The 18,880-nt window shown below is 65.3% G+C and carries 18 protein-coding genes, 1 other RNA gene and 1 pseudogene; 4 read left to right on the top strand and 16 right to left on the bottom strand.

Annotated features, from left to right (window positions below; translation table 11 throughout):
- Nucleotides 1–2: 2 nt before the first annotated feature.
- Nucleotides 3–3,047: a BTAD domain-containing putative transcriptional regulator gene (locus ACQPZ2_RS10390; RefSeq protein ID WP_433525342.1), complete on the top strand. Its 3,045-nt coding sequence runs from the start codon at nt 3–5 to the stop codon at nt 3,045–3,047.
- Between the two features lie 20 nt (nt 3,048–3,067).
- Here the strand turns inward: ACQPZ2_RS10390 and ACQPZ2_RS10385 are convergent, their stop codons facing one another.
- On the bottom strand, nt 3,068–3,931 hold the full coding sequence (locus ACQPZ2_RS10385) for a helix-turn-helix transcriptional regulator (protein ID WP_433525341.1): 864 nt from the start codon (nt 3,929–3,931) through the stop codon (nt 3,068–3,070).
- Nucleotides 3,932–4,033: 102 nt separating this feature from the next.
- Between ACQPZ2_RS10385 and ACQPZ2_RS10380 the strand changes: the two genes are divergently transcribed.
- Nucleotides 4,034–4,783, top strand: coding sequence for an SDR family oxidoreductase (locus ACQPZ2_RS10380; protein ID WP_433525340.1), 750 nt, complete (start codon nt 4,034–4,036; stop codon nt 4,781–4,783).
- A gap of 42 nt (nt 4,784–4,825) precedes the next feature.
- Here the strand turns inward: ACQPZ2_RS10380 and ACQPZ2_RS10375 are convergent, their stop codons facing one another.
- Nucleotides 4,826–5,725, bottom strand: coding sequence for a phosphotransferase family protein (locus ACQPZ2_RS10375; protein ID WP_433525339.1), 900 nt, complete (start codon nt 5,723–5,725; stop codon nt 4,826–4,828).
- 155 nt (nt 5,726–5,880) lie between these two features.
- Between ACQPZ2_RS10375 and ACQPZ2_RS10370 the strand changes: the two genes are divergently transcribed.
- Nucleotides 5,881–6,177: an acyl carrier protein gene (locus tag ACQPZ2_RS10370; protein ID WP_433525338.1), complete on the top strand. Its 297-nt coding sequence runs from the start codon at nt 5,881–5,883 to the stop codon at nt 6,175–6,177.
- A 116-nt stretch (nt 6,178–6,293) separates the two neighbouring features.
- Here ACQPZ2_RS10370 and ACQPZ2_RS10365 read toward each other — a convergent pair whose 3' ends face one another.
- The 3 genes and pseudogenes from ACQPZ2_RS10365 to ACQPZ2_RS10355 all read right to left on the bottom strand — a co-directional run bounded on the left by ACQPZ2_RS10365 (nt 6,294) and on the right by ACQPZ2_RS10355 (nt 8,988).
- Nucleotides 6,294–6,650 (bottom strand): hypothetical protein, encoded by a 357-nt coding sequence (locus ACQPZ2_RS10365; protein ID WP_433525337.1) that lies wholly within the window; start codon nt 6,648–6,650, stop codon nt 6,294–6,296.
- 227 nt (nt 6,651–6,877) lie between these two features.
- Nucleotides 6,878–7,672, bottom strand: a pseudogene (locus ACQPZ2_RS10360) (FAD-dependent oxidoreductase); the annotation flags it as partial.
- Nucleotides 7,673–7,689: 17 nt separating this feature from the next.
- Nucleotides 7,690–8,988 carry a serine hydrolase domain-containing protein gene (locus ACQPZ2_RS10355; RefSeq protein WP_433525336.1) on the bottom strand — a complete coding sequence of 433 codons (1,299 nt, stop codon included), beginning with the start codon at nt 8,986–8,988 and terminating at the stop codon, nt 7,690–7,692.
- Between the two features lie 231 nt (nt 8,989–9,219).
- Between ACQPZ2_RS10355 and ACQPZ2_RS10350 the strand changes: the two genes are divergently transcribed.
- On the top strand, nt 9,220–9,657 hold the full coding sequence (locus tag ACQPZ2_RS10350) for a hypothetical protein (protein ID WP_433525335.1): 438 nt from the start codon (nt 9,220–9,222) through the stop codon (nt 9,655–9,657).
- A gap of 55 nt (nt 9,658–9,712) precedes the next feature.
- Here the strand turns inward: ACQPZ2_RS10350 and ssrA are convergent.
- The 11 genes from ssrA to prfB form a co-directional block, all read right to left on the bottom strand.
- Nucleotides 9,713–10,084: a transfer-messenger RNA gene (gene ssrA, locus ACQPZ2_RS10345) on the bottom strand.
- A gap of 196 nt (nt 10,085–10,280) precedes the next feature.
- The gene (locus tag ACQPZ2_RS10340) at nt 10,281–11,144 is read right to left on the bottom strand and encodes an EamA family transporter (protein WP_433527386.1); all 864 of its coding nucleotides are present in this window, start codon (nt 11,142–11,144) and stop codon (nt 10,281–10,283) included.
- Nucleotides 11,141–11,614 (bottom strand): SsrA-binding protein SmpB, encoded by a 474-nt coding sequence (gene smpB, locus ACQPZ2_RS10335; protein ID WP_040694424.1) that lies wholly within the window; start codon nt 11,612–11,614, stop codon nt 11,141–11,143. Before smpB ends, ACQPZ2_RS10340 begins: the two co-directional genes overlap by 4 nt.
- 51 nt (nt 11,615–11,665) lie before the next feature.
- Nucleotides 11,666–11,911: a hypothetical protein gene (locus ACQPZ2_RS10330; protein WP_063041423.1), complete on the bottom strand. Its 246-nt coding sequence runs from the start codon at nt 11,909–11,911 to the stop codon at nt 11,666–11,668.
- 53 nt (nt 11,912–11,964) lie between these two features.
- Nucleotides 11,965–13,032, bottom strand: coding sequence for a metallophosphoesterase (locus ACQPZ2_RS10325; RefSeq protein ID WP_433525334.1), 1,068 nt, complete (start codon nt 13,030–13,032; stop codon nt 11,965–11,967).
- The gene (gene recQ / locus ACQPZ2_RS10320; protein WP_433525333.1) at nt 13,029–14,915 is read right to left on the bottom strand and encodes a DNA helicase RecQ; all 1,887 of its coding nucleotides are present in this window, start codon (nt 14,913–14,915) and stop codon (nt 13,029–13,031) included. Before recQ ends, ACQPZ2_RS10325 begins: the two co-directional genes overlap by 4 nt.
- A 179-nt stretch (nt 14,916–15,094) precedes the next feature.
- Entirely contained in the window at nt 15,095–16,000 is a 906-nt protein-coding gene (gene ftsX, locus ACQPZ2_RS10315) for a permease-like cell division protein FtsX (RefSeq protein WP_433525332.1), read from the bottom strand.
- Nucleotides 16,000–16,680, bottom strand: coding sequence for a cell division ATP-binding protein FtsE (gene ftsE / locus ACQPZ2_RS10310; protein WP_373864755.1), 681 nt, complete (start codon nt 16,678–16,680; stop codon nt 16,000–16,002). Before ftsE ends, ftsX begins: the two co-directional genes overlap by 1 nt.
- Nucleotides 16,681–16,740: 60 nt before the next feature.
- Nucleotides 16,741–16,866, bottom strand: coding sequence for a hypothetical protein (locus ACQPZ2_RS10305; protein ID WP_433525331.1), 126 nt, complete (start codon nt 16,864–16,866; stop codon nt 16,741–16,743).
- A gap of 16 nt (nt 16,867–16,882) precedes the next feature.
- A complete protein-coding gene (locus tag ACQPZ2_RS10300) occupies nt 16,883–17,740 on the bottom strand; it encodes a mechanosensitive ion channel family protein (RefSeq protein WP_062984596.1) in 858 nt (285 codons plus the stop codon).
- Nucleotides 17,741–18,856 (bottom strand): peptide chain release factor 2, encoded by a 1,116-nt coding sequence (gene prfB, locus ACQPZ2_RS10295; RefSeq protein ID WP_063041428.1) that lies wholly within the window; start codon nt 18,854–18,856, stop codon nt 17,741–17,743.
- Nucleotides 18,857–18,880 lie beyond the last annotated feature (24 nt).

Here is an 18,880-nt window from a genome sequence, read left to right as displayed (position 1 = left end):
CCGTGCGTGTACTGCTGCTCGGCCCCTTCGAGGTCCGCGATGACGAGGACCGACCGCTTCGGATCGCCGGGGTCAAGGTGCGCGCATTGCTGGCCCGGCTCGCCATGGAACCCGGCCGGGTCGTGCCCGCCGACGCACTCGCCGATGCGATCTGGGACGGACGCCCGCCGGATAACGGTGCGAATGCGTTGCAGGCCTTGGTGTCCCGAGTCCGGCGCGCGGTCGGCACGACGCGGGTCGAGGGACTCGCGCCCGGTTATCGGCTGGTCATCGATCCGGTCGATGTGGATGTCGTCCGGTTCGAACGCCTGGCCGCGGCCGGGCGGGAATCGGATGATCTGTCCGCATTGCGCGAGGCCGAGTCCCAGTGGCGGGGTCCGGCGCTGACCGAACTGCTGGAGCTGCGGTTCGCGGCCGATGCGGCGGTGCGGCTGGACGAGTTGCGGCGCGGCGCGGCCGAACATCGGCTCGGGCTGGAAGTCGCCGCGGGCAATGATGTCCTCGACGAAGTGCGCGCGCTGGCCGAGGCGCATCCGCTGACCGAGCGCATTCAGGGTCTGTTGATTCGTGCGCTGTATGCGGCGGGTCGGCAGGCCGATGCGCTGGCGGCCTTCGAACGCATCAGGGATCGGCTCGGCGACGAACTCGGCATCGACCCGTCCCCCGAACTGAGCGAACTGCACCTGTCGATTTTGCGGCAGGAATCCGCGGCGCCGCGCCGACGCACCAACCTGCGCGCCCAGGTCACGAGTTTCGTTGGGCGCGAAGACGATGTGGCAGATCTGACGGCGCGACTCGCGGTCGCCCGGCTGATCACCATTGTCGGACCGGGTGGTGCGGGTAAGACTCGACTCGCCGTCGAAGTGGGCGAGCGGGTTTCCGGTGGCGTCTGGCTGGTCGAACTCGCCGCGGTGCGCGATCCGGAGCAGGTTGCGTCTGCGGTGCTCACCACGATCGGTGTGCGAGAGGTGGGGGTGCTCGAGCCCTCGGCAGGGGATCCCGTCGATCGGTTGACGGAATTCCTTGCGCGGCAACATGTCCTGCTTGTCTTGGACAATTGCGAACACCTCGTCGATGCGGTCGCCGAGCTCGTCGACCGGCTGCTCGGCGCGTGTCCGGAGCTGCGGGTGCTGGCTACCAGCCGGGAATCACTCGCGGTCGATGGCGAACACATTCACCAGATTCACCCGCTGCCCTGGCCCGATGATGCGGCTGCGGCCGAAAGCTCTCCTGCGGTACGGCTTTTCGTGGAACGCGCGCGAGCGGTCCGTCCGGATTTCGCGCTCGATGCCGGTACTGCCCTCGCCGTGGTCGAGATCTGCCGACGGCTGGACGGTTTGCCGCTGGCGATCGAATTGGCGGCGGCGCGGCTGCGGGCGCTTTCGGTCGGCCAGATCGCGGCGAAGCTCGATGATCGGTTCACGCTGCTCGGTCGCGGCAGCCGGACGGCGCAGGCCAGACATCGGACGCTGCGCGCGGTCATCGAGTGGAGTTGGGCGCCGCTTTCGGAGCCCGAACGTGAACTTGTCAGGTGGCTGGCGGTCTTTCCGGCCGGTGTGACTCTCGATGCTGTCGACGATCTCGAGCTCCTCACCGGGTTGGTGGACAAGTCATTGGTCGAACGCGGCGGCGAGCGATACCGGATGCTCGAGACGATCCGGTCGTATGCGCTGGAACGGCTGGCGGAGTCCGGCCGGGAGGATGCGGTTCGGGGCAGGCAGGCGCAGTACTTGCTGCGGCGCGCCGAGTCGGCGGAGGCCGAACTGCGGTCCACCGCGCAGCTCGATGCGCTTGCTCGGCTCGATGCCGAGCGCGACAATATCGCCGCCGCATTGCGATTCGCGGTCGACACCGGTGCTGTCGAGTTGGGCATTCGGCTGATCGCGGCAATGTTCTGGTACTGGACGTTGCGCGGGATCCACAGCGAACGGCTGCACTGGATGCGGGCTGTGTCGGAGCTTCGGGGCGAGGTGCCGGACGAGTTGCGGGCATTGCGCGGTGTGCTCGATGGGTTGTCGCGGTACGAGGGCGGTGCGATCGAGGACGGGATGCGGGCGGTGGCGGCCGGTCTCGAAATCGCGAGGAGCTCAGGTCTACCCAGTGGACCTGCCCGTACGGTGTTGCTGGTAGCGCCCGCATTCCTGGAGGGGCAGGACCTTTCGGCTTCATGGCCAGGGCTCCTCGGATGGGAGCGGGGTATCGCACTCTTGCTCGGTGGTACGAGCATCGATCAATTGGTCAGTGCGAAAAAGGAATTCGAGTCAGTCGGCGAACGCTTCGGTCTGTCGACGACACTTCAGTCGATCGCGGAGGACCAGCTGCGCCGTGGTGATCTGCCCGAGGCGATCACTTCGCTCACCCGTGCCGCTGCGGCCTTCGAAGAGCTCGGCAGTGCGGGTGATGCCGCGGCCGTCTGTGCCGAATCGGCCACCGCACTGGCTCGACTCGGCGAACTCGACCGTGCCGAAGCCGCGCTGGCCCGGGCCGGACAACACGTCGAGGCGGCCGGAGAGCCAGGCACCGCGACTTATGTGCGGCTTGCGCGTGCGGAGTATTTGCTGCGTCGCGGGGACCGGAAAGCGGCACTGCGTGAACTCGAGCGGGCCGAAACCGGTCTAGCGAACACCGCCTTCGGTACTCGAATCCGCGCTCGGAGTAGTGGTTTTCGAGCACTCATCGCGATTCTCGACGACGATCCGGTGCGGGCTCGGCGGGTGCTCGATACGGCGACCAAGGGGCTGATCATCGATCGAAACGGGTCGATGACGACTGCGAGCGGGGCACAACCGGACGATTTGGCAATGTTCGCGCACCTGTATGCCACGTTGGCAATGCGCGACGGCAACGCAACCGCCGCGGCCCACTTACTCGGTGCGGCGGCCGCCATGCTCGGCGCGGAGGATCGGCGCGGGTACGACAATCTCGTCGCACCGGCAGACCGCGCCCGCGAAGCACTCGGTACTGAAGCCTTCACCACTGCCTATGAGAGCACAGCGGGCTCGCAACCCACTGCCGCAATCGAATTCCTGCGGTCACAGGTGCCGTGAACGCCGATTCCGAAACCGAGTCAGCTATCCGAATCCGCTGGTACGGAAGTTGATTCGGGCACCTCACCCGCAACGATCATGCCGAGCAACGCGAGTGCGCGCTCATCGGCCGAATCCTGCTCGGCGTGATAGGCGATGAGGATCTGGCCCGGAGCTCCGTTGACGGTGAAGGTTTCGTAGGACAGTGTGAGGTCGCCGACCAGCGGGTTGCGAAAACGTTTGACGCCCGCGGTTTTCGCGCGCACGTCATGACGGGCCCACAGCCGCCGGAAATCCTCGCTCTTCAGGGTCAATTCGCCGACCAGTTCGGTCAGGCGCGGATCGTCGAGGTCGGTGCCCGCGGTGGCACGCAGGCTGGCGACGGTATCGGCGGCAATACTCGGCCAGTCGGCATAACACGCACGCGCCTGCGGGTCCAGAAAGATCGCCCGCACCATATTGACGCCCTCGGCCGAACAGGAGTTGACCGCGGTGGCCAGTGGATTCGCGGCGAGCACATCCATATGCCGACCGAGCACCAATGCTGGCGTATTCGGCCAGGAATCCATCAGGCGCAACAGCCCGGGCGCGACCCGCTCGGGCCGTCGCGTTGCCCGCTTGCGCCGGGCAATCGGACGCGCCAACTCGCGCAGGTGCGCGACCCCCTCCTCGTCCAACGCGAATACCCGGGCCAATGCCTCGACGACCTGCTCGGACGGATGCTTATCCCGTCCCTGCTCCAGCCGTACGTAGTAGTCCGCGCTCATGCCCGCGAGCATGGCCACTTCCTCGCGGCGCAGTCCGGCCACCCGCCGCTGGCCGCCACCCGGAATCCCGAACTCCTCCGGACGCGCCAGTTCACGGCGGGCGCGTAGGAACACGCCCAATCGGTTCTCGGAGTCCATGCATCCGAGGGTAGGACAACCGGGCCTGGCCTGGGTGGCCCCGCTACTACCAGGAAGTCCGCAGCCTGGCGGGTAGCGATCTCGGATACGAACGTGGTGCTCATGACAAACAACCTCGAAGGCCGCACCGCGGTAGTAACCGGAGCATCCAGTGGTATCGGCGCCGCCACCGCCCGACAGCTCGCACACAACGGCGCCCGCGTCGCCCTGCTCGGCCGTCGCAAGGATCGGATCGAAGAACTGGCCGCCGAGATCGGCGGACCGACCCTCGCGGTGGTCGCCGATGTGGCCGATCGGCAATCAATGCGCGACGCCGCGGCGACGGTGCGCGCGGCATTCGGCCCGGTGGACCTGGTGGTCGCGAATGCGGGCGTCATGCTCGCCGCGCCGTTCGAAGCCGCGGACACCGCCGAATGGGATCAGATGGTGGGGACCAATATCAATGGATTGCTCTACACCGGAAGGGCTTTCATAGATGACCTGCTCGCCGCGGCACGCGATGGCCGCCGCGCGGATCTCGTGCATGTCGGCTCGATCGGCGGGCATACCGTCTTCCCCAACTACGGCGTCTACACCGCGACGAAGGCCGCGGTTGCCCATCTCACCCGCAATCTGCGCGCGGAACTCGGCCCGCGCGGTGTCCGGGTGAAGAACATCGAACCCGGATTCGTCGAAACCGAACTCGGTGCTGGGATGCGCGATGAAGAGCAGCGGGCCGGGCTCACCCAGTGGCGCAGCGAACTCGAAATACTGCGTTCGGACGATATCGCCGATACCATCGCCTACGCCGTCGCCGCACCGCCGCGGGTCAATGTGGCCGAGCTCATCGTCGTACCGACCCAGCAGGGCTGAACTCGATGCGGCGGACGTCCGCCGGTCACCGTCAGAAACGGGTTATGACAGCGCCGTCCATCCGTCCCACACCCGTGGGCCGATATCGCCGCGCACACAGGCCAGGCGGAGATCCGCCTGCTCCTGGTACTCCGAATTCGCGGCGGCCGCCTGTGCGGCCATCGTGGCCATCCGGAACTCCCGGATATCGCGCAGCAGGTAGAAGCCGTCCCAGCGCATCACATCACAGCCGTAGGCCTGGCAGTACTCGCCGTACTGTGCATCGGTGATCCAGCCGAACGACGCGCATTCGATCGCCGCATGCACCAGATCCCATTCCGGCGGGCCGATCGACACCAGTCCGGTATCGAGCAGGATCACGCTGTCGTCCTCCGCGACGACCACATTGCCGCTCCACGCGGCGCCGTGGATGACCGACCACGGCCGTCCGGACGGCAGCGCGGCCCAGCGACCCCGCAGTTCCGCCAAATGCCTACGCAGCCAGGATCTGTCGTCCGCGCTCATGGTGTGCGCGGCTTCGATGCGTTCATCGAGTCCCACGAAGGGCGCCACCTGTCCGATTTCCATATCGGTCGGCGGCGCCAGCCCGTGCAGCCGTGTCAGCGCCGCGGCCACCTCCGCGGGTGTGCCGGCGCGGTGCTGCGGCAACTCGTGCCAGAAGGTCACCGCGCGACCGTCCACCACCACCGGCTGCGGAAGCTCGGAAACCACCTGTGCCACTGGAATTCCGGCGGACTCGAGCCATCGAGCGACATCGACCGCGCGCTTGGCGGCACCCTCTTGTCCGGGTGCCCCGATCCGCGCCACCACACCACTGGGTAGCCGGTAGTCGATCTCGTCGGTCACTCGAAGTAGTTGGGCCCCTTCGGCATTGATACCCGCGTCTGCGCAGGCGACCCGCAGCATCGACCACGTCCCGTTACCAACCCGCATCGCGGTCATTTCCCCATGGTAGCGGTTCGATCTGACGAATTGCATTGATTCACAACCAATCTGACTTGCTATGCCCGGCAACCAGGCCGCTCGGATCGGCTCGAGATCCACGCCCAGGTGCACGGGCCAGGGTCTTCGCATGAGAGCCGAAGATCTCTACGGCCGTGGTCATCACGTCCGTCGCGGACACGATCGGCCTGAAAGAAACCCGGATCAGCCGGGAGTCGTCGCTGATCGACGAACTCGGCGCTGAGTCGATCGACCTGTTGGATATGTGGTTTCGCATCCACCGGGACTCCGGTGTGGAGATCTCCGGCGCCGATGTCGCCGCGCTGTTGCGTGGCGACATTCCGGACGACGAATTCGCCGAGCGAGGCAGTCAGCGAGGCCGGGTTGGCCCATCTCGAGCGAGCACTACCGCAGTTCCGCCGCGATTCACTGGCCCGCCCACTGCGAAATGATCAGGTGCACAGTCTGGTAACCGTAGGCAATCTGATCGATCTGGTGCATTCGCTGGCCGCGCAGCACAGAACCGAGGCTACGCCGATGGAGGTGGAAATTGAACCCCGCGGCCCTGCTAGCCCGACTCCCCCGGGCCGATCGTGAACGAGACGCTGCGACCGCGGGCGTCCAACCTGCCATCGCCCCAACTCGCGCTGCCGTAGGCGTCGACTTCGATGGCGTACTCGCCGTCGGCCAGATCAGCTGGTAGCCGCACCGACGCCGACGGTCGTCGGTCCACGAGGTCCAGGTAGATCCGCTGCGGGTCGCCGCCGAGCACCACCAGGAAGATCCGTGCGTACTCGAACTTTTTGCGGGCAGCCGATGCGTTGGCGGCCGACCATGTGATGCCGAGCGATCGGCGCGCGGCATCGGTGAACTCGACGCCGACTCGCAATGTCGCCTCGCCCTCCAGCCCGGCCCGGTACCGCACGGCTTCCTCCTCGTATGCCTGCTACGTCGCATTATCTTCCGGGCCGGGTCGGCCGTGCGTGAATTCAGCTCACGCGGTTTCCAGCTGATTCATGCACATGAAGAGATCGCCCAGATATATGTATCGCCGGTCGCCAGTGGATCCACATCGCAGCCTCGGTCGCGCTCGATCGCCGTCGCGCATCTGACGTGTTCAGCGGAATGTCGATTTCAGGTAGTGGGTGACGTCGGGCTGTCGCCGTAGTCGATCAGCAGCTGGGCTTCGCGCTGCATCACATAATCCGGATCGGTCGAATCCGTGCCGATGCCTTCGCGGGCACTGCGAACCGTCCGGCCGACCACCTCGTCGCCGACCGGCCTGCGCTCGGCGTCGTAGCTGGCCAGCAGATCGGTGGCCGCATCGCCTTCGACGGCGAGCGCGAGCTTCCATGCGAGGTTGTGCACGTCCTGGATACCGGTGTTCATGCCCTGCGCGCCGGTCGGCGGATGAATGTGCGCGGCATCGCCCGCCACGAAAGCCCTTCCGCGACTGTAGGAATCGACGATCCGGTGGCTGATCCGGAATACCGACGACCACCGCAGTTCGGACGCTTTGGCAGGCTCGGGTCCGAGCCGGTCCAGCACCGCCTGCAGATGCGACAGTTCGGGCTTGCGCCCGGATTCGAAGCCGTGCGCGATATTGTCGCCGTCGGCCGCCTGAGCGCTCGCGAGTTCGTCGGGGACGAGCATCGAGATGCGGTACCGGGACCTGCCGGGCAACGGGATACACACCAGGACCTCGGCACCATCGACATAAAGGATCTGGCCGCGCAATTGGATCGCCGCGTCCAGCACCTGACGCAGTACGCCCATACCCTCGAACACTTCGAGCGTGCGGGGTTGAATACCAACGGCTTTCGGCTACCGGGGTGGTTCCAGCAGTGGGTCGATGATCCGGCACGACACTCCCCTGCGGCGCAACTCGATCGCCGTGGTCAGGCCGATCGGGCCTGCGCCCGCGATGAGTACGTCGGTCTCATCCATCCGGCATCACCTTCATGTCATCGACCGGGGGTAGTCGCCTCGGTGGTGCTGGTCGGACTCGCGCCGGTGGTCGCCACATCCTTGCCCGGCAGGGCATCGGCACCGTAGAAGGTCGGCAGCATGCCTTTGACGAGCACCAGGGCGGATCCCTCACCCGAGGGAACCGTCGCAAGATTCGTGGCGACCACGATCGTGAGGTCCGATGCCGGGTCGTGGCCCATGAAGGTCATGAAGCCCGGGAGCTGACCGTCGTGTCCGATGAGGTGAGTACCGAATCGCACGATGCCGAGGCCGTATCCGGCTTGGTCCGGGTCGGCCGGATCGATCGGTTGAATGCTGTCCAATCGAGTCTTCTGCATCTTCGCATCGAGCAGACCACCGCCGACGAGCGCCTTCACATACGTCGCCATGTCGGCGGCCGTCGAGATCGCACCACCGGCGGTCCACGCCCAAGAGACGTTGATATTTGTTTGGTTGCTCGGTTTCAGGGTGCCCGCGACGGCCTCGGCCTGTTCCGCGGGAGGAAGTGCGTACGTGTCGATGGTGGAAACGTTCGTGCCGAAGGCATAGCCCTGGGGATGCGGATCCGGAATCGAGGAGTCCGTGGGCGCAGGCAGTGATGTGTGCGCAAGCCTCAGCGGTTCGAAGATGCGCTTCTGAAAACTCTCGGCGGCAGTCATTTTCGTGAGCTTCTCGATGACCAGGCCGAGCAGGATGAAGTTGGTATTGCTGTATTCGAACTTTTCCCCGGGTTGGAAGTTCACCGGGTGCGCGAACGCGATGGCCAGCAATTCCTCCGGCGTATATACCTTCTGCGGCTCGTTGTCGAGCGCGGCATTGAACTGCGGGTCGAAGGTGTAACTGTATAGCCCGCTTCGCATTTCGTTCAGCTGCGCAATCGTGATCCGATCACCGTTCGGCACGCCGGGCCAATACTTGTCGATGGGGTCGTCGAGCGAGAGCTTGCCATCCTGCGCCAACTGCAGGATGACCGTCGACGTCATCGTCTTGGTATTACTGCCGACGCGAAAGTAGTCGTCGACTTCGATCGGCTCGCTCGTGCCGATGGCACGCGTACCGAATGCCGCGGCCCAATCGCCTTGCTTCGGCGATTTGACGACTACCACAGCGCCCGGAATCGCGTTGTCCTTCATCAGCGTGGTTATCACCGGCCGGATAGCGGCGACGTATGCGGGCTCGGCGCCCGATGCGGTCGATTGCGTGGAAGTTCCGGTGGTGTCCGTCGACGTTCCGCAACTCGTGACGATCAACAGCCCGGCCGCAATGCACGCGGCGATGCCTGTCCTGTGTCCCATAACGCTCCGTCCGAGGTTTGCTGGAACGTGGCTATGTAGCGCGGAGCAACACTAACTCCGTGCGACACGGTTTCGGGCGGGAATGCCGGGCAACCCGTCAGCTCGGGCGATGCTCCGACCTTTCCGAAGAATTTCGGCGCGGCCTGCGCCGACGTGATCCGCGTCTCAGGTACCGTGCGACGACCTACGGCCGGGCCATGAGCGGCTCGGTCGGCACAGCGAAAGGCGGGCATGATGGGCGGACTCTCGCGCGGCGCGGCCGGTGTGGCGCTGGCGGCTGCGTGTCTGGCAGTACCGACAACCTTTGCACCCCAAGCGAATGCGATGATCGCCCCGACGCTGTCGGTGACGATGGTCGGCCCGGCACTCGGTGCGAACAGTGTCGCCGCGGTCGGCTGTGGGCAGACTGCGCAGGCAACCGTGCAGCGCCCCGATGGCACTCCGGTACAAAGCGGTGTCGTCGAATTCACGAGCCGCCTGCCCGGCCTCGGTGGGAATATCGTCGGGACCGTACCGGTCACCAACGGCACCGCGAGCATCCTCTGGATTCCCGACACCGTCGGCCAGCACATCGTCAGCGCCGTCTACTACGACGGCCCGCCCGACTACCAACCAGCAGCCGGGTACACCACCGTCACCGCAATGAACCTCGGCGGCATCTGCCTGTAGTTCCGAACGATCCACCGAAACGACGAAGGCCCGGTCCGTGTGGACCGGGCCTTTCGAGTGGAGCTGCCGGGAATCGAACCCGGGTCCTCCGCCGCGTCTTCAGGGCTTCTCCGTGTGCAGTTCGCTAGGTCTCTACTCGGATCTCCGGGTCTCGCGAACAAGCTCGGATGACGATCCCAGTCGCTGTTGGATGTCCCGTCCGACTCCGCGACCGAGCCGGACGGTAATTCCCTCTAGCTGATGCCAGTACCCGGGTCGAGGGACGAACCCGGACTGACAGAGACGACCTGCTACTTAGGCAGCGAGGGCGTACTCGCGCTGATTGGAATCGGCGCTTAATTGGTTGCAGCGACGCTTACGGTGGTCTCTTGCCTGCACCGACACGCTTCCCCTAAATCTACGTACGCAGTCGAAACCGTTCAGCCCCGTACGTCCCGACACCTTGTCGGGCTAGTCATGTTAACACTCGGTGACCCGCTGTTCATTCCATTATCCCCGTACCCGAACTCAGACCTCTGACCTGGGCGGAATCAGTGTCGGGCGCACCACACCGTGATGTCACTGCCGTACATCCAGCCCCATCAGTCGCACCAGCATGCCGGGTCAGGACCCGGCGAACTCGATCAGGCCGCCGCGATCAAGCCGACCGCAGCGAGCGCCAAAGCCATCCCGACCTGTTGCTGTCGCCCGACCCGCTCACCGAGTAGGGCCATCGCCAGCAGGACGGTCGCGGCCGGGTACAGCGAGCCGATCACGCTGACCAGCGAGAGCATCGAACCATGGAAGGCGTATAGCAGTGCGGCATTCGCGACGGTGTCCAGCACCGCGATATAGGCCGCCAACCGCAGTGGTTCACCGCGCAGCGGCCGGAACTCCCCCGCTGACAATGCAATGAGCCAGACCATCGGGCTCGCCGCGCCGCGTTGGGCCAGCAGCGGCCAGACCCCGGCACTCGCGTTGGTTTCGTGCAGGAAGACGAAGGCGAGTCCGAAGGCCGCACCCGAGCCGATGGTGAGCAGCGCGACCTTCCTGGTGAAGCGCAGCTCACGCCCACCGGTGATCTCCTCGGTGACGTCATCGGGCGACTCGCGGCTCACCAGGTATACCGCACCGAGCGCGAACACGATGCCAGCGATGGCGAGCGGGCCGGGGCGCTCGCCGAGCACCAGCCCGACCAGCACCGGAATACCGGCGACCAGCAGGGCCGTCAGCGGCGAAACCACCGCCATCGGACCGCTGGCGAGCGCGGCATAGAACCACCACACCGCGAAGCCGCTCGCCACACCGGCCGCCAGTCCCCACAGCATCGATGCGGTGTCGGGAGCGCCGTCGAACAGCGGCAGCAGCGCGAGGACGAACAGCACCGACATGGGATAGGAAATGATCACGACGCGCAGGGCGGTCACCCGCCGAGATGCCACCCCACCGAAGAAATCACTGACGCCGTAGCCGACCGCGGCCACCAGCGCCAGCAGAACGGCGGTCAGCGCATGCCCTTGATCCGCCGCCCCAGTTCTCGGGTGACCTCGCGCTCGGCGGTGCGCTTGGCCAGATCCTGTCGCTTGTCGTAGTCCTGCTTACCCTTGGCGAGCGCGAGTTCGACCTTGACCTTGCCGTCGGAGAAGTACATCGACAGCGGCACCAATGTCTGATTGCCCTCGCGCGACTTGCCGACCAGCCGCTCGATCTCGCGCTTGTGCAGCAGTAACTTGCGTACCCGGCGCGGGGAGTGGTTGGTCCAGGTGCCGTGGCTGAACTCGGGAATGTGCAGGCCGCGCAGCCACACCTCGCCGTTGTCGACGGTCGCGAAGGCGTCCACCAGCGAGGCCTTGCCCTCGCGCAGACTCTTGACCTCGGTACCGACCAGCGCGATCCCGGCCTCATAGGTGTCCAGGATCGTGTAGTTGTGCCGCGCCCGGCGGTTGGTCGCGATGACCTTGCGCCCCTGTTCCTTCATAACGGTCAACTTTAAGTGACTCGGCAACCGAATTATTCCGCGGCTATCGCCCTAGCCACCCGGCCGGACCGCGAGATACAGCAGCAGCACCGCGATGAAAGCCGCGACCAGCAAGACCGTGGTCATGCGTGGTAAGCCGCGCGGGCGCGGTGGTGGTGGCGGACGATGGCGCAGCCAGACGGATTCCACCGCGGGGTCGTGGGTGCCGCGCCGATACGGCGGCGGATCGCCAGGGTCCGTGGACGGCGAGCTGCCCAGGTCGGGCCCGTCGTCGGTGGGGCCATCACCGGAATGCATATCGTGAACGGTAGCCGCCGAACTGGTTCGACGCCGGGCAATTTTGTTGCGATTCAGGCAATTCGGCGGGTGAACGCCGCGTCGGCACCTCCGCTCGCAAGATCGACGGTGACCACCGTGAGGTCGACAGTGCTCGTGGTGAGGTCCATGACCATGAAGCCGAGCTCGTGATAGTTCTCGAACAGGGCGGCGTTGCCGGAGCCGCCGGGATTCAGCTTCGGTTCCGCCGCTACGGTTTTGGCTGCCGCGCCGGAGACGAGCTGGCGGGTGCCCTTCGATGCCGCGGTCGGCTCGAGCACCTGCAGCGAATGATCGTGCCCGGAGAGGATGAAGTGGCATTTGCCGACGACATGGTCCTCGAAGAACCGCTTCGCGTGGATGCCGTTGATCGGTGCCACCGAGAGCCCCTCGTAGCGACCGGCGTCACCGTGCGGACCGTTGTTCACATACGGGTGGTGGGTGCAGGCGATCTTCCACTCAGCGGGTGATTCGGCGATGGCGCGGTCGAACCAGACGCGCTGCTCGTTCATGAACTGGCCGTCGACCGCCCAGTACGGATCGAAGATCGGCGGGATATAGGCGGCGAGCGGATTGACATCCAGCACAAAGAATTCGACCACCGGCCGCTGCTCGGGTATCCGCACCGAGTAGTACCGGCTCGGCATCCACCAGCGCGGCGAATTCGCGTGGTATTCGACCTCGCTGTTGCCGCGCAGCAGCCAACCACCGTCGCCGCCGAGGACCGAACTGTTGTCGTGATTGCCGAGCACCATCAGCCACGGGAAATCCAGTTCCGCATTGGGGTTTTCGAATTTGTCCGCGAACTGGGCATCGACGGCGCTGTACGGACCGCTCTCATAGATATTGTCGCCGAGGCCGAGGGCGAGCGAAAACGGTTGGCGGCGATGGTAATCCCGCATTGCGTCGGCGACGGCCCACTGAGTGCGGGTGCCGGTGCCCGCATCGCCGGTGACGAGCACCCGCACATTGCGGTCGGTCGGGAAGTCGAACTTGGTGACACCGCTCGCGACCGGAACCGCATCGGCGGGCGATAGACCGACCAGCGATGCACCTGCCGCCGCGGTGGCCGCGCCCGCCAGAAACCCGCGCCGCCCGATCATGCTTTACTCACTTCCCCGGCCAGGACGGCGAGTACTCCATCGCCGTACTTGGCCAGTTTGTTCTCACCGACACCGCCGACCGTCCCGAGTTCGGACAGGCTCGCGGGCTTACGTGCGGCGATCTCCCGCAGCGTCGCGTCGTGGAAGACGACATAGGCGGGTGCGCCCTGTTCCTTGGCCGTCGCGGCCCGCCATTCACGCAGCTTCTCGAACAGCGGCACGTCTGCCGAAGACAGGTCGGCAGCCGGGGACTTGCCCTTCGCCGCCTTGGGGGTCCTGGCTGGTTTGACCGCACGCTCCGGTTCGCGGCGCAGTAGCACTTCACGGCCGTCGAACAACACCTCGTTACTGGCCTCGGTGAGGATGAGCACGCCGTAGTCGCCGTGCACGGCGAGTAGTCCCTGTGCGAGCAATTGCCTTACGACACCGCGCCATTCGACATCGCGCAGATCGGTGCCGATGCCGAAGACCTTGAGCTCGTGGTGATCATGTTGCAGCACTTTGGGATTCGATTTGCCGAGCAGGATATCGACGATGTGGCCCGCGCCGAAGCTCTGTCCGCGTTCCCGCTTCAGGCGCAGCACCGTCGAAAGCACCTTCTGCGCGGGCACGGTGCCGTCCCAGGTTTCCGGCGCGGTCAGGCAGGTGTCGCAATTGCCGCACGACTGCCCCGACTGTCCGAAGTAGGCCAGCAGCTGAGTTCGCCTGCATGACACCGTTTCACACAGCGCGAGCATCGCGTCCAGGTGCAGCTGCAGTTGCCTGCGGTGGGTGGCGTCGCCGTCGGAGGAGTCGATCATCTTGCGCTGCTGCACCACGTCGGCGAGTCCGTAAACCATCCACGCGGTCGACGGCGACCCGTCGCGACCTGCTCGCCCGGTCTCCTGGTAGTAGCCCTCCACGGACTTGGGCAGATCGAGATGGGCGACGAAGCGCACGTCGGGCTTATCGATGCCCATGCCGAAGGCGATCGTCGCGACCACGACGAGGCCGTCCTCACGCAGGAACCGCGCCTGGTTGGCCGCGCGGGTGCGCGAGTCCAGGCCCGCGTGATACGGAACCGCCTCGACGCCGTTCTCGGTGAGGAAGGCCGCGGTCTTCTCCACCGAATTGCGCGACAGGCAGTAGACGATGCCGGCGTCTCCGGCGTGCTCGGTCTTGATGAAGTCCAGCAGCTGCCGATCCGGCCGGTTCTTGGGTTCGATCCGGTATTGGATATTGGGCCGGTCGAAGCTGGCGACGAAACGCCGGGCCGCGCCGAGGTCGAGACGCTCGATGATCTCGTCGCGGGTCTTCGCCGTCGCGGTCGCGGTGAGCGCGATGCGCGGCACATCCGGCCAGCGCTCGTGCAGCATCGACAGGCCGAGATAGTCGGGTCGGAAGTCGTGGCCCCACTGCGATACGCAGTGCGCCTCGTCTATGGCGAACAGCGCCACCTTGCCGCGATCCAGCAGGGCGGCGGTCGACTCCAGGCGCAGCCGCTCGGGCGCGAGATACAGCAGATCCAACTCCCCCGCGACGAACTGCGCCTCGACCATCCGGCGCTCGTCCGGGAACTGCGTCGAGTTCAGGAATCCGGCGCGCACGCCGAGCGCACTGAGCGCGTCCACCTGATCCTGCATCAATGCGATCAGCGGTGACACCACCACGCCGACGCCGGGACGGACCAGTGCTGGCACCTGATAGCACAGCGACTTTCCGCCGCCCGTCGGCATGAGCACCAGCGCGTCCCCGCCGCCGACCACGTGCTCGACGATCTCCCGCTGATCACCGCGGAAGCTGTCGTAGCCGAACACCCGGCGTAGAACCTCTTGTGCCGCACCGGATTCGGCGACCGGGGCACCGTCGGTCAGAACAGCCGCGAAAGCATCGGGGGATTCCACGCGGCCCATCCTACGAGCGCGGTCGGACAACGGAACCCCTACATCGGCGCGGATCCCAGGTGACCGGCCGAGTTGTCCACATGTGGATAACCAATTTCGATCGCCGCGCGGTGGGCTCGTCGCCCACCCACCGACGGCCTCACACGAGTTACAGCGTGTGCGAGGCCGTCATCCGCAGGTCAGTCGCGCACGTAGTAGCGCAACGTGCCGTAGGCCGTGATCGCGGCGAATACGATGCCGAGTGGTGCGACGGTCAGGGACACCAGTGCGATGTCCTCGCCGGTGATGTGCGGGAAGACATTGCTGTTGAAGAGCGCACCGAGTCCACGGTTCACCACCAACGGCTGTGCGAGGAACAGCCCGACAACCGCCAGAATCGATCCGGTCAAGGCCGCGACCACCGCTTCCAGGAGGAACGGCAACTGCGTGTACCAGCGCGTCGCACCGACCATCCGCATGATGCCGACCTCCTCGCGTCGACTGAACGCCGCGATCTGCACCATATTCGCGATCAACAGCAATGCGGCCAAGGCCTGCAATGCCGCCAACGCGAATGCCGCATTCCGCAGGCCGTCGAACACCCCGACCAGGCGGTCCACGGTGTCCTTGTCGTTGAGTACGCTCTGGATCCCGTCCTTACCGTTGAATGTCTGGTAGATCCGCGGGTACTGATCGGCATCGGTCATCTTCACGCGCAAGGATGCGGGCAGGCGGGTGTCCTTGATCATGTCCAGCATTTCGGGCTGGTCCTTGAAGGTCACCTCGGTGGCTTCCTTCATCGCCTCGTCGCTGTTGATGAACTGGACCGAGACCACACCGTCGGTCTTCTTCAGATCCGACATCAGCTGCTGACACGGATTCAGTGAACAGTCCCGATCGTTCGCCGAGACCAGATCGGAGAGGTAGAGCCGGATCTCGACCCGGTCCATGAAGTAGTTCTGGGTCTTGTCCGCGATTCGCAGTGCGAGCAGACCGCCGCCGAGCATGGTCAGCGATACCGCGGTGGTCAGGATCATCGCGATGGTCATGGTGACATTGCGACGCAGGCCGGTGAGGACCTCGTTGAACAGGAATCCAGCGCGCATTACCGGCCCACCCCGTAGACGCCGATCGCGTCGTCGCGGATCAGCCGACCCCGGTCCAACTCCACCACTCGCTTACGCATCGCGTCGACGATGTGATTGTCGTGTGTGGCCATCACCACGGTGGTGCCGATGCGGTTGATCCGCTCCAGCAGCAGCATGATGTCGCCGCTGGTGTCGGGATCGAGGTTGCCGGTCGGCTCATCGGCGAGCAGGACCAGCGGACGGTTCACGAAGGCCCGCGCGATCGCGACACGCTGCTGCTCACCACCGGACAATTCGTGCGGCAGCCGATCGGCCTTGCCGCCGAGCCCGACCATATCCAGCACCTCGGGCACGGTCCGGTCGATGAACTGGCGCCGCTTGCCGATCACCTCCAGCGCGAACGCCACATTTTGGGCCACGGTCTTCTGCTGCAGCAGCCGGAAGTCCTGGAATACGCAACCCATGCGCTGACGCAACTTCGGCACCTTCCGCCCGGGCAGCCGGTCGACCTGGAAGTCGGCGACCCGGATCTCGCCCGCGGTCGGGGCCTCCTCCTTGAGCAGCAGTCGCATGAAGGTCGACTTGCCCGAACCGGACGGGCCGATGATGAAGACGAATTCGCCCTTGCCCACACCGACGGTGATGTTGTCCAGCGCGGGTCGCGTCGAGGTCTGATACGACTTGGTCACGTTCCGCATAGCGATCACGGCTAGCCAGTGTAACCAGCAACTGTCGTGCAGCCACCAGCTACATCATGGTCAATGACCCGGCGTGGCCGTATTCAGCACTGCGGGAACGGTGTTGAGTTTCTCGGGCGATGTCACGATCGGTTGATCGGGCTTGACGAACAGGTACAACACGAACGTGGCGACCCATGATGCCATCAGGATCGCCGTGGATCTACGTGGTCTCACTGATTCCCTCCCGGCGCAATGCCGCGGCGACTCGCACCCGCAACTCGCGACCGACCTCGAACTGCTTACCCGGCAACGTTCGGGCAACCATTCGAATATTCATTTGGTCCACTGTCAGGTCTTCGACGCCCATGACGGTGGGCTCGTCGAGCAGCAGCGGCTTCAATCTGCGGTCCTCGTACGCCTTTGTACCGACCTCGTGCAGGATCTCGTTGATCCTGGTGATGTCGACGCTGGCCGCAACCGGAACGTCGATCGCGGCACGCGCCCAATCCTTCGAGAGATTGGTCACTTTGACGATCTGGCCGTTGGGCACGGTGATCACCTCACCGTCGGCATTGCGCAGTGTGGTGATCCGCAGCGTGACGTCCTCGACCGTACCCTCGGCCTGCTCCGCGGATCCAGTGACAGCGATGCGAACCACATCACCAAATCCGTACTGCCGCTCGGTAATCAGGAAAAATCCGGCAAGGATGTCCTGCACGATCCGCTGTGCGCCGAAGCCGAGCGCGGCGCCGAGCACGGCCGCGGGTGCGACCAGACCGGTGACCGCGAAACCCATCCGCCGCAGCACTTCCATGCCGACCAGGACATAGACGACGGTCAGCACCACCCAGGTGACCACCTGGGCCAGCGCGTGTCGATGTTTGGCCGCCTCGGACCGCACCAGTGCGTCACTGCTGCGGAATCCGGCGTCGATCCTGCGGGTGATCCGATCGCGGATAAAGGTGGCGAAACGGCTGAACAGCACCGCGCCCAGGAGCAGCAGGACGATCTCTAGACCGGAGGACCGCAGCCAGGTGGTGAAGTCGGTGGACGTGGAGAAAGCCTGGGGTACGTCCAACTAGCTCGCCTGCTCTCGCATTCGCCAACGAATTCCGGATTCGATGAAACCATCGATATCGCCGTCGAGCACGGCAGTCGGGTTGTTGACTTCGTAGTTGGTGCGCAGATCCTTGACCATCTGGTACGGATGCAGCACGTAGGAGCGCATCTGGTTGCCCCAGGACGCGCCCTCGTTCGTCTTGAGCGCATCCATTTCGGCGCGCTCCTCCTGCCGCTTGCGTTCCAGCAGTTTGGCCTGCAGCACCCGCATGGCCGAAATCTTGTTCTGCAGCTGGGATTTCTCGTTCTGACAGGTCACCACGATGCCGGTCGGGATATGGGTCAGCCGCACCGCGGAGTCGGTGGTGTTGACGCTCTGGCCGCCGGGACCCGAGGAGCGGTAGACGTCCACGCGGACCTCGCCCTCGGGAATTTCGATGTGGTCGGTGGTCTCGACCACGGGTAGCACCTCGACCTCTGCGAAGGAGGTCTGACGGCGGCCCTGATTGTCGAACGGGCTGATCCGGACCAGGCGGTGCGTGCCCATTTCCACCGAGAGGGTGCCATAGGCATACGGCGACTTCACCGCGAAGGTGGCGCTCTTGATGCCCGCCTCTTCGGCGTAGGAAGTGTCGTAGACCTCGACGGAGTACTTGTGCCGGTCTGCCCAGCGGATGTACATGCGCATCAGCATTTCGGCCCAGTCGGCGGCATCCACACCACCCGCGCCGGAGCGGATATTGACCAGCGCCTCACGCTTGTCGTACTCGCCGGAGAGCAGGGTGCGGACCTCCATGGCCTCCACATCACTGTGCAGCGTGGCCCGCTCGGCATCGGCGTCGGCGAGCGCGGCCACCCTCGCCTCGCCCTCCTCTTCCTCTGCCAATTCATATAGAACGGACAGATCGTCGAGGCGCTGGCGCAGTTCCTCGACCCGGCGCAACTCGCTCTGCGCGTGCGACAGCTCACTGGTGACCTGCTGCGCATGCTCCTGGTTGTTCCACAGATCGGGATCGGCGGCCTGGTGCTCGAGCTCATCGATCCGTCGACGCAGTTCCTCGACATCGAGGACCGACTCGACGGTCTTGAGCGTGGCGTCGAGTTCGGCGAGGTCAGCGGAGACGTCAGGATGCACGATGCTCAAGCCTACTGGGCGCGG

This window comes from Nocardia pseudovaccinii, assembly GCF_050942345.1.
Taxonomy (GTDB): domain Bacteria; phylum Actinomycetota; class Actinomycetes; order Mycobacteriales; family Mycobacteriaceae; genus Nocardia; species Nocardia pseudovaccinii.
Note: the sequence above shows the minus strand (reverse complement) of the source record. Positions and strands in the feature narration are given on the sequence as shown.

Coding starts and splice junctions, on each gene's coding strand:
- ACQPZ2_RS10385 (WP_433525341.1), bottom strand. CDS start 3,931: ATGGACTCCGAGAACCGATTGGGCGTGTTCCTACGCGCCCGCCGTGAA.
- ACQPZ2_RS10380 (WP_433525340.1), top strand. CDS start 4,034: ATGACAAACAACCTCGAAGGCCGCACCGCGGTAGTAACCGGAGCATCC.
- ACQPZ2_RS10375 (WP_433525339.1), bottom strand. CDS start 5,725: ATGACCGCGATGCGGGTTGGTAACGGGACGTGGTCGATGCTGCGGGTC.
- ACQPZ2_RS10355 (WP_433525336.1), bottom strand. CDS start 8,988: ATGGGACACAGGACAGGCATCGCCGCGTGCATTGCGGCCGGGCTGTTG.
- ACQPZ2_RS10350 (WP_433525335.1), top strand. CDS start 9,220: ATGATGGGCGGACTCTCGCGCGGCGCGGCCGGTGTGGCGCTGGCGGCT.
- smpB (WP_040694424.1), bottom strand. CDS start 11,614: ATGAAGGAACAGGGGCGCAAGGTCATCGCGACCAACCGCCGGGCGCGG.
- ACQPZ2_RS10330 (WP_063041423.1), bottom strand. CDS start 11,911: ATGCATTCCGGTGATGGCCCCACCGACGACGGGCCCGACCTGGGCAGC.
- ACQPZ2_RS10325 (WP_433525334.1), bottom strand. CDS start 13,032: ATGATCGGGCGGCGCGGGTTTCTGGCGGGCGCGGCCACCGCGGCGGCA.
- ftsX (WP_433525332.1), bottom strand. CDS start 16,000: ATGCGCGCTGGATTCCTGTTCAACGAGGTCCTCACCGGCCTGCGTCGC.
- ftsE (WP_373864755.1), bottom strand. CDS start 16,680: ATGCGGAACGTGACCAAGTCGTATCAGACCTCGACGCGACCCGCGCTG.
- ACQPZ2_RS10305 (WP_433525331.1), bottom strand. CDS start 16,866: ATGGCATCATGGGTCGCCACGTTCGTGTTGTACCTGTTCGTCAAGCCC.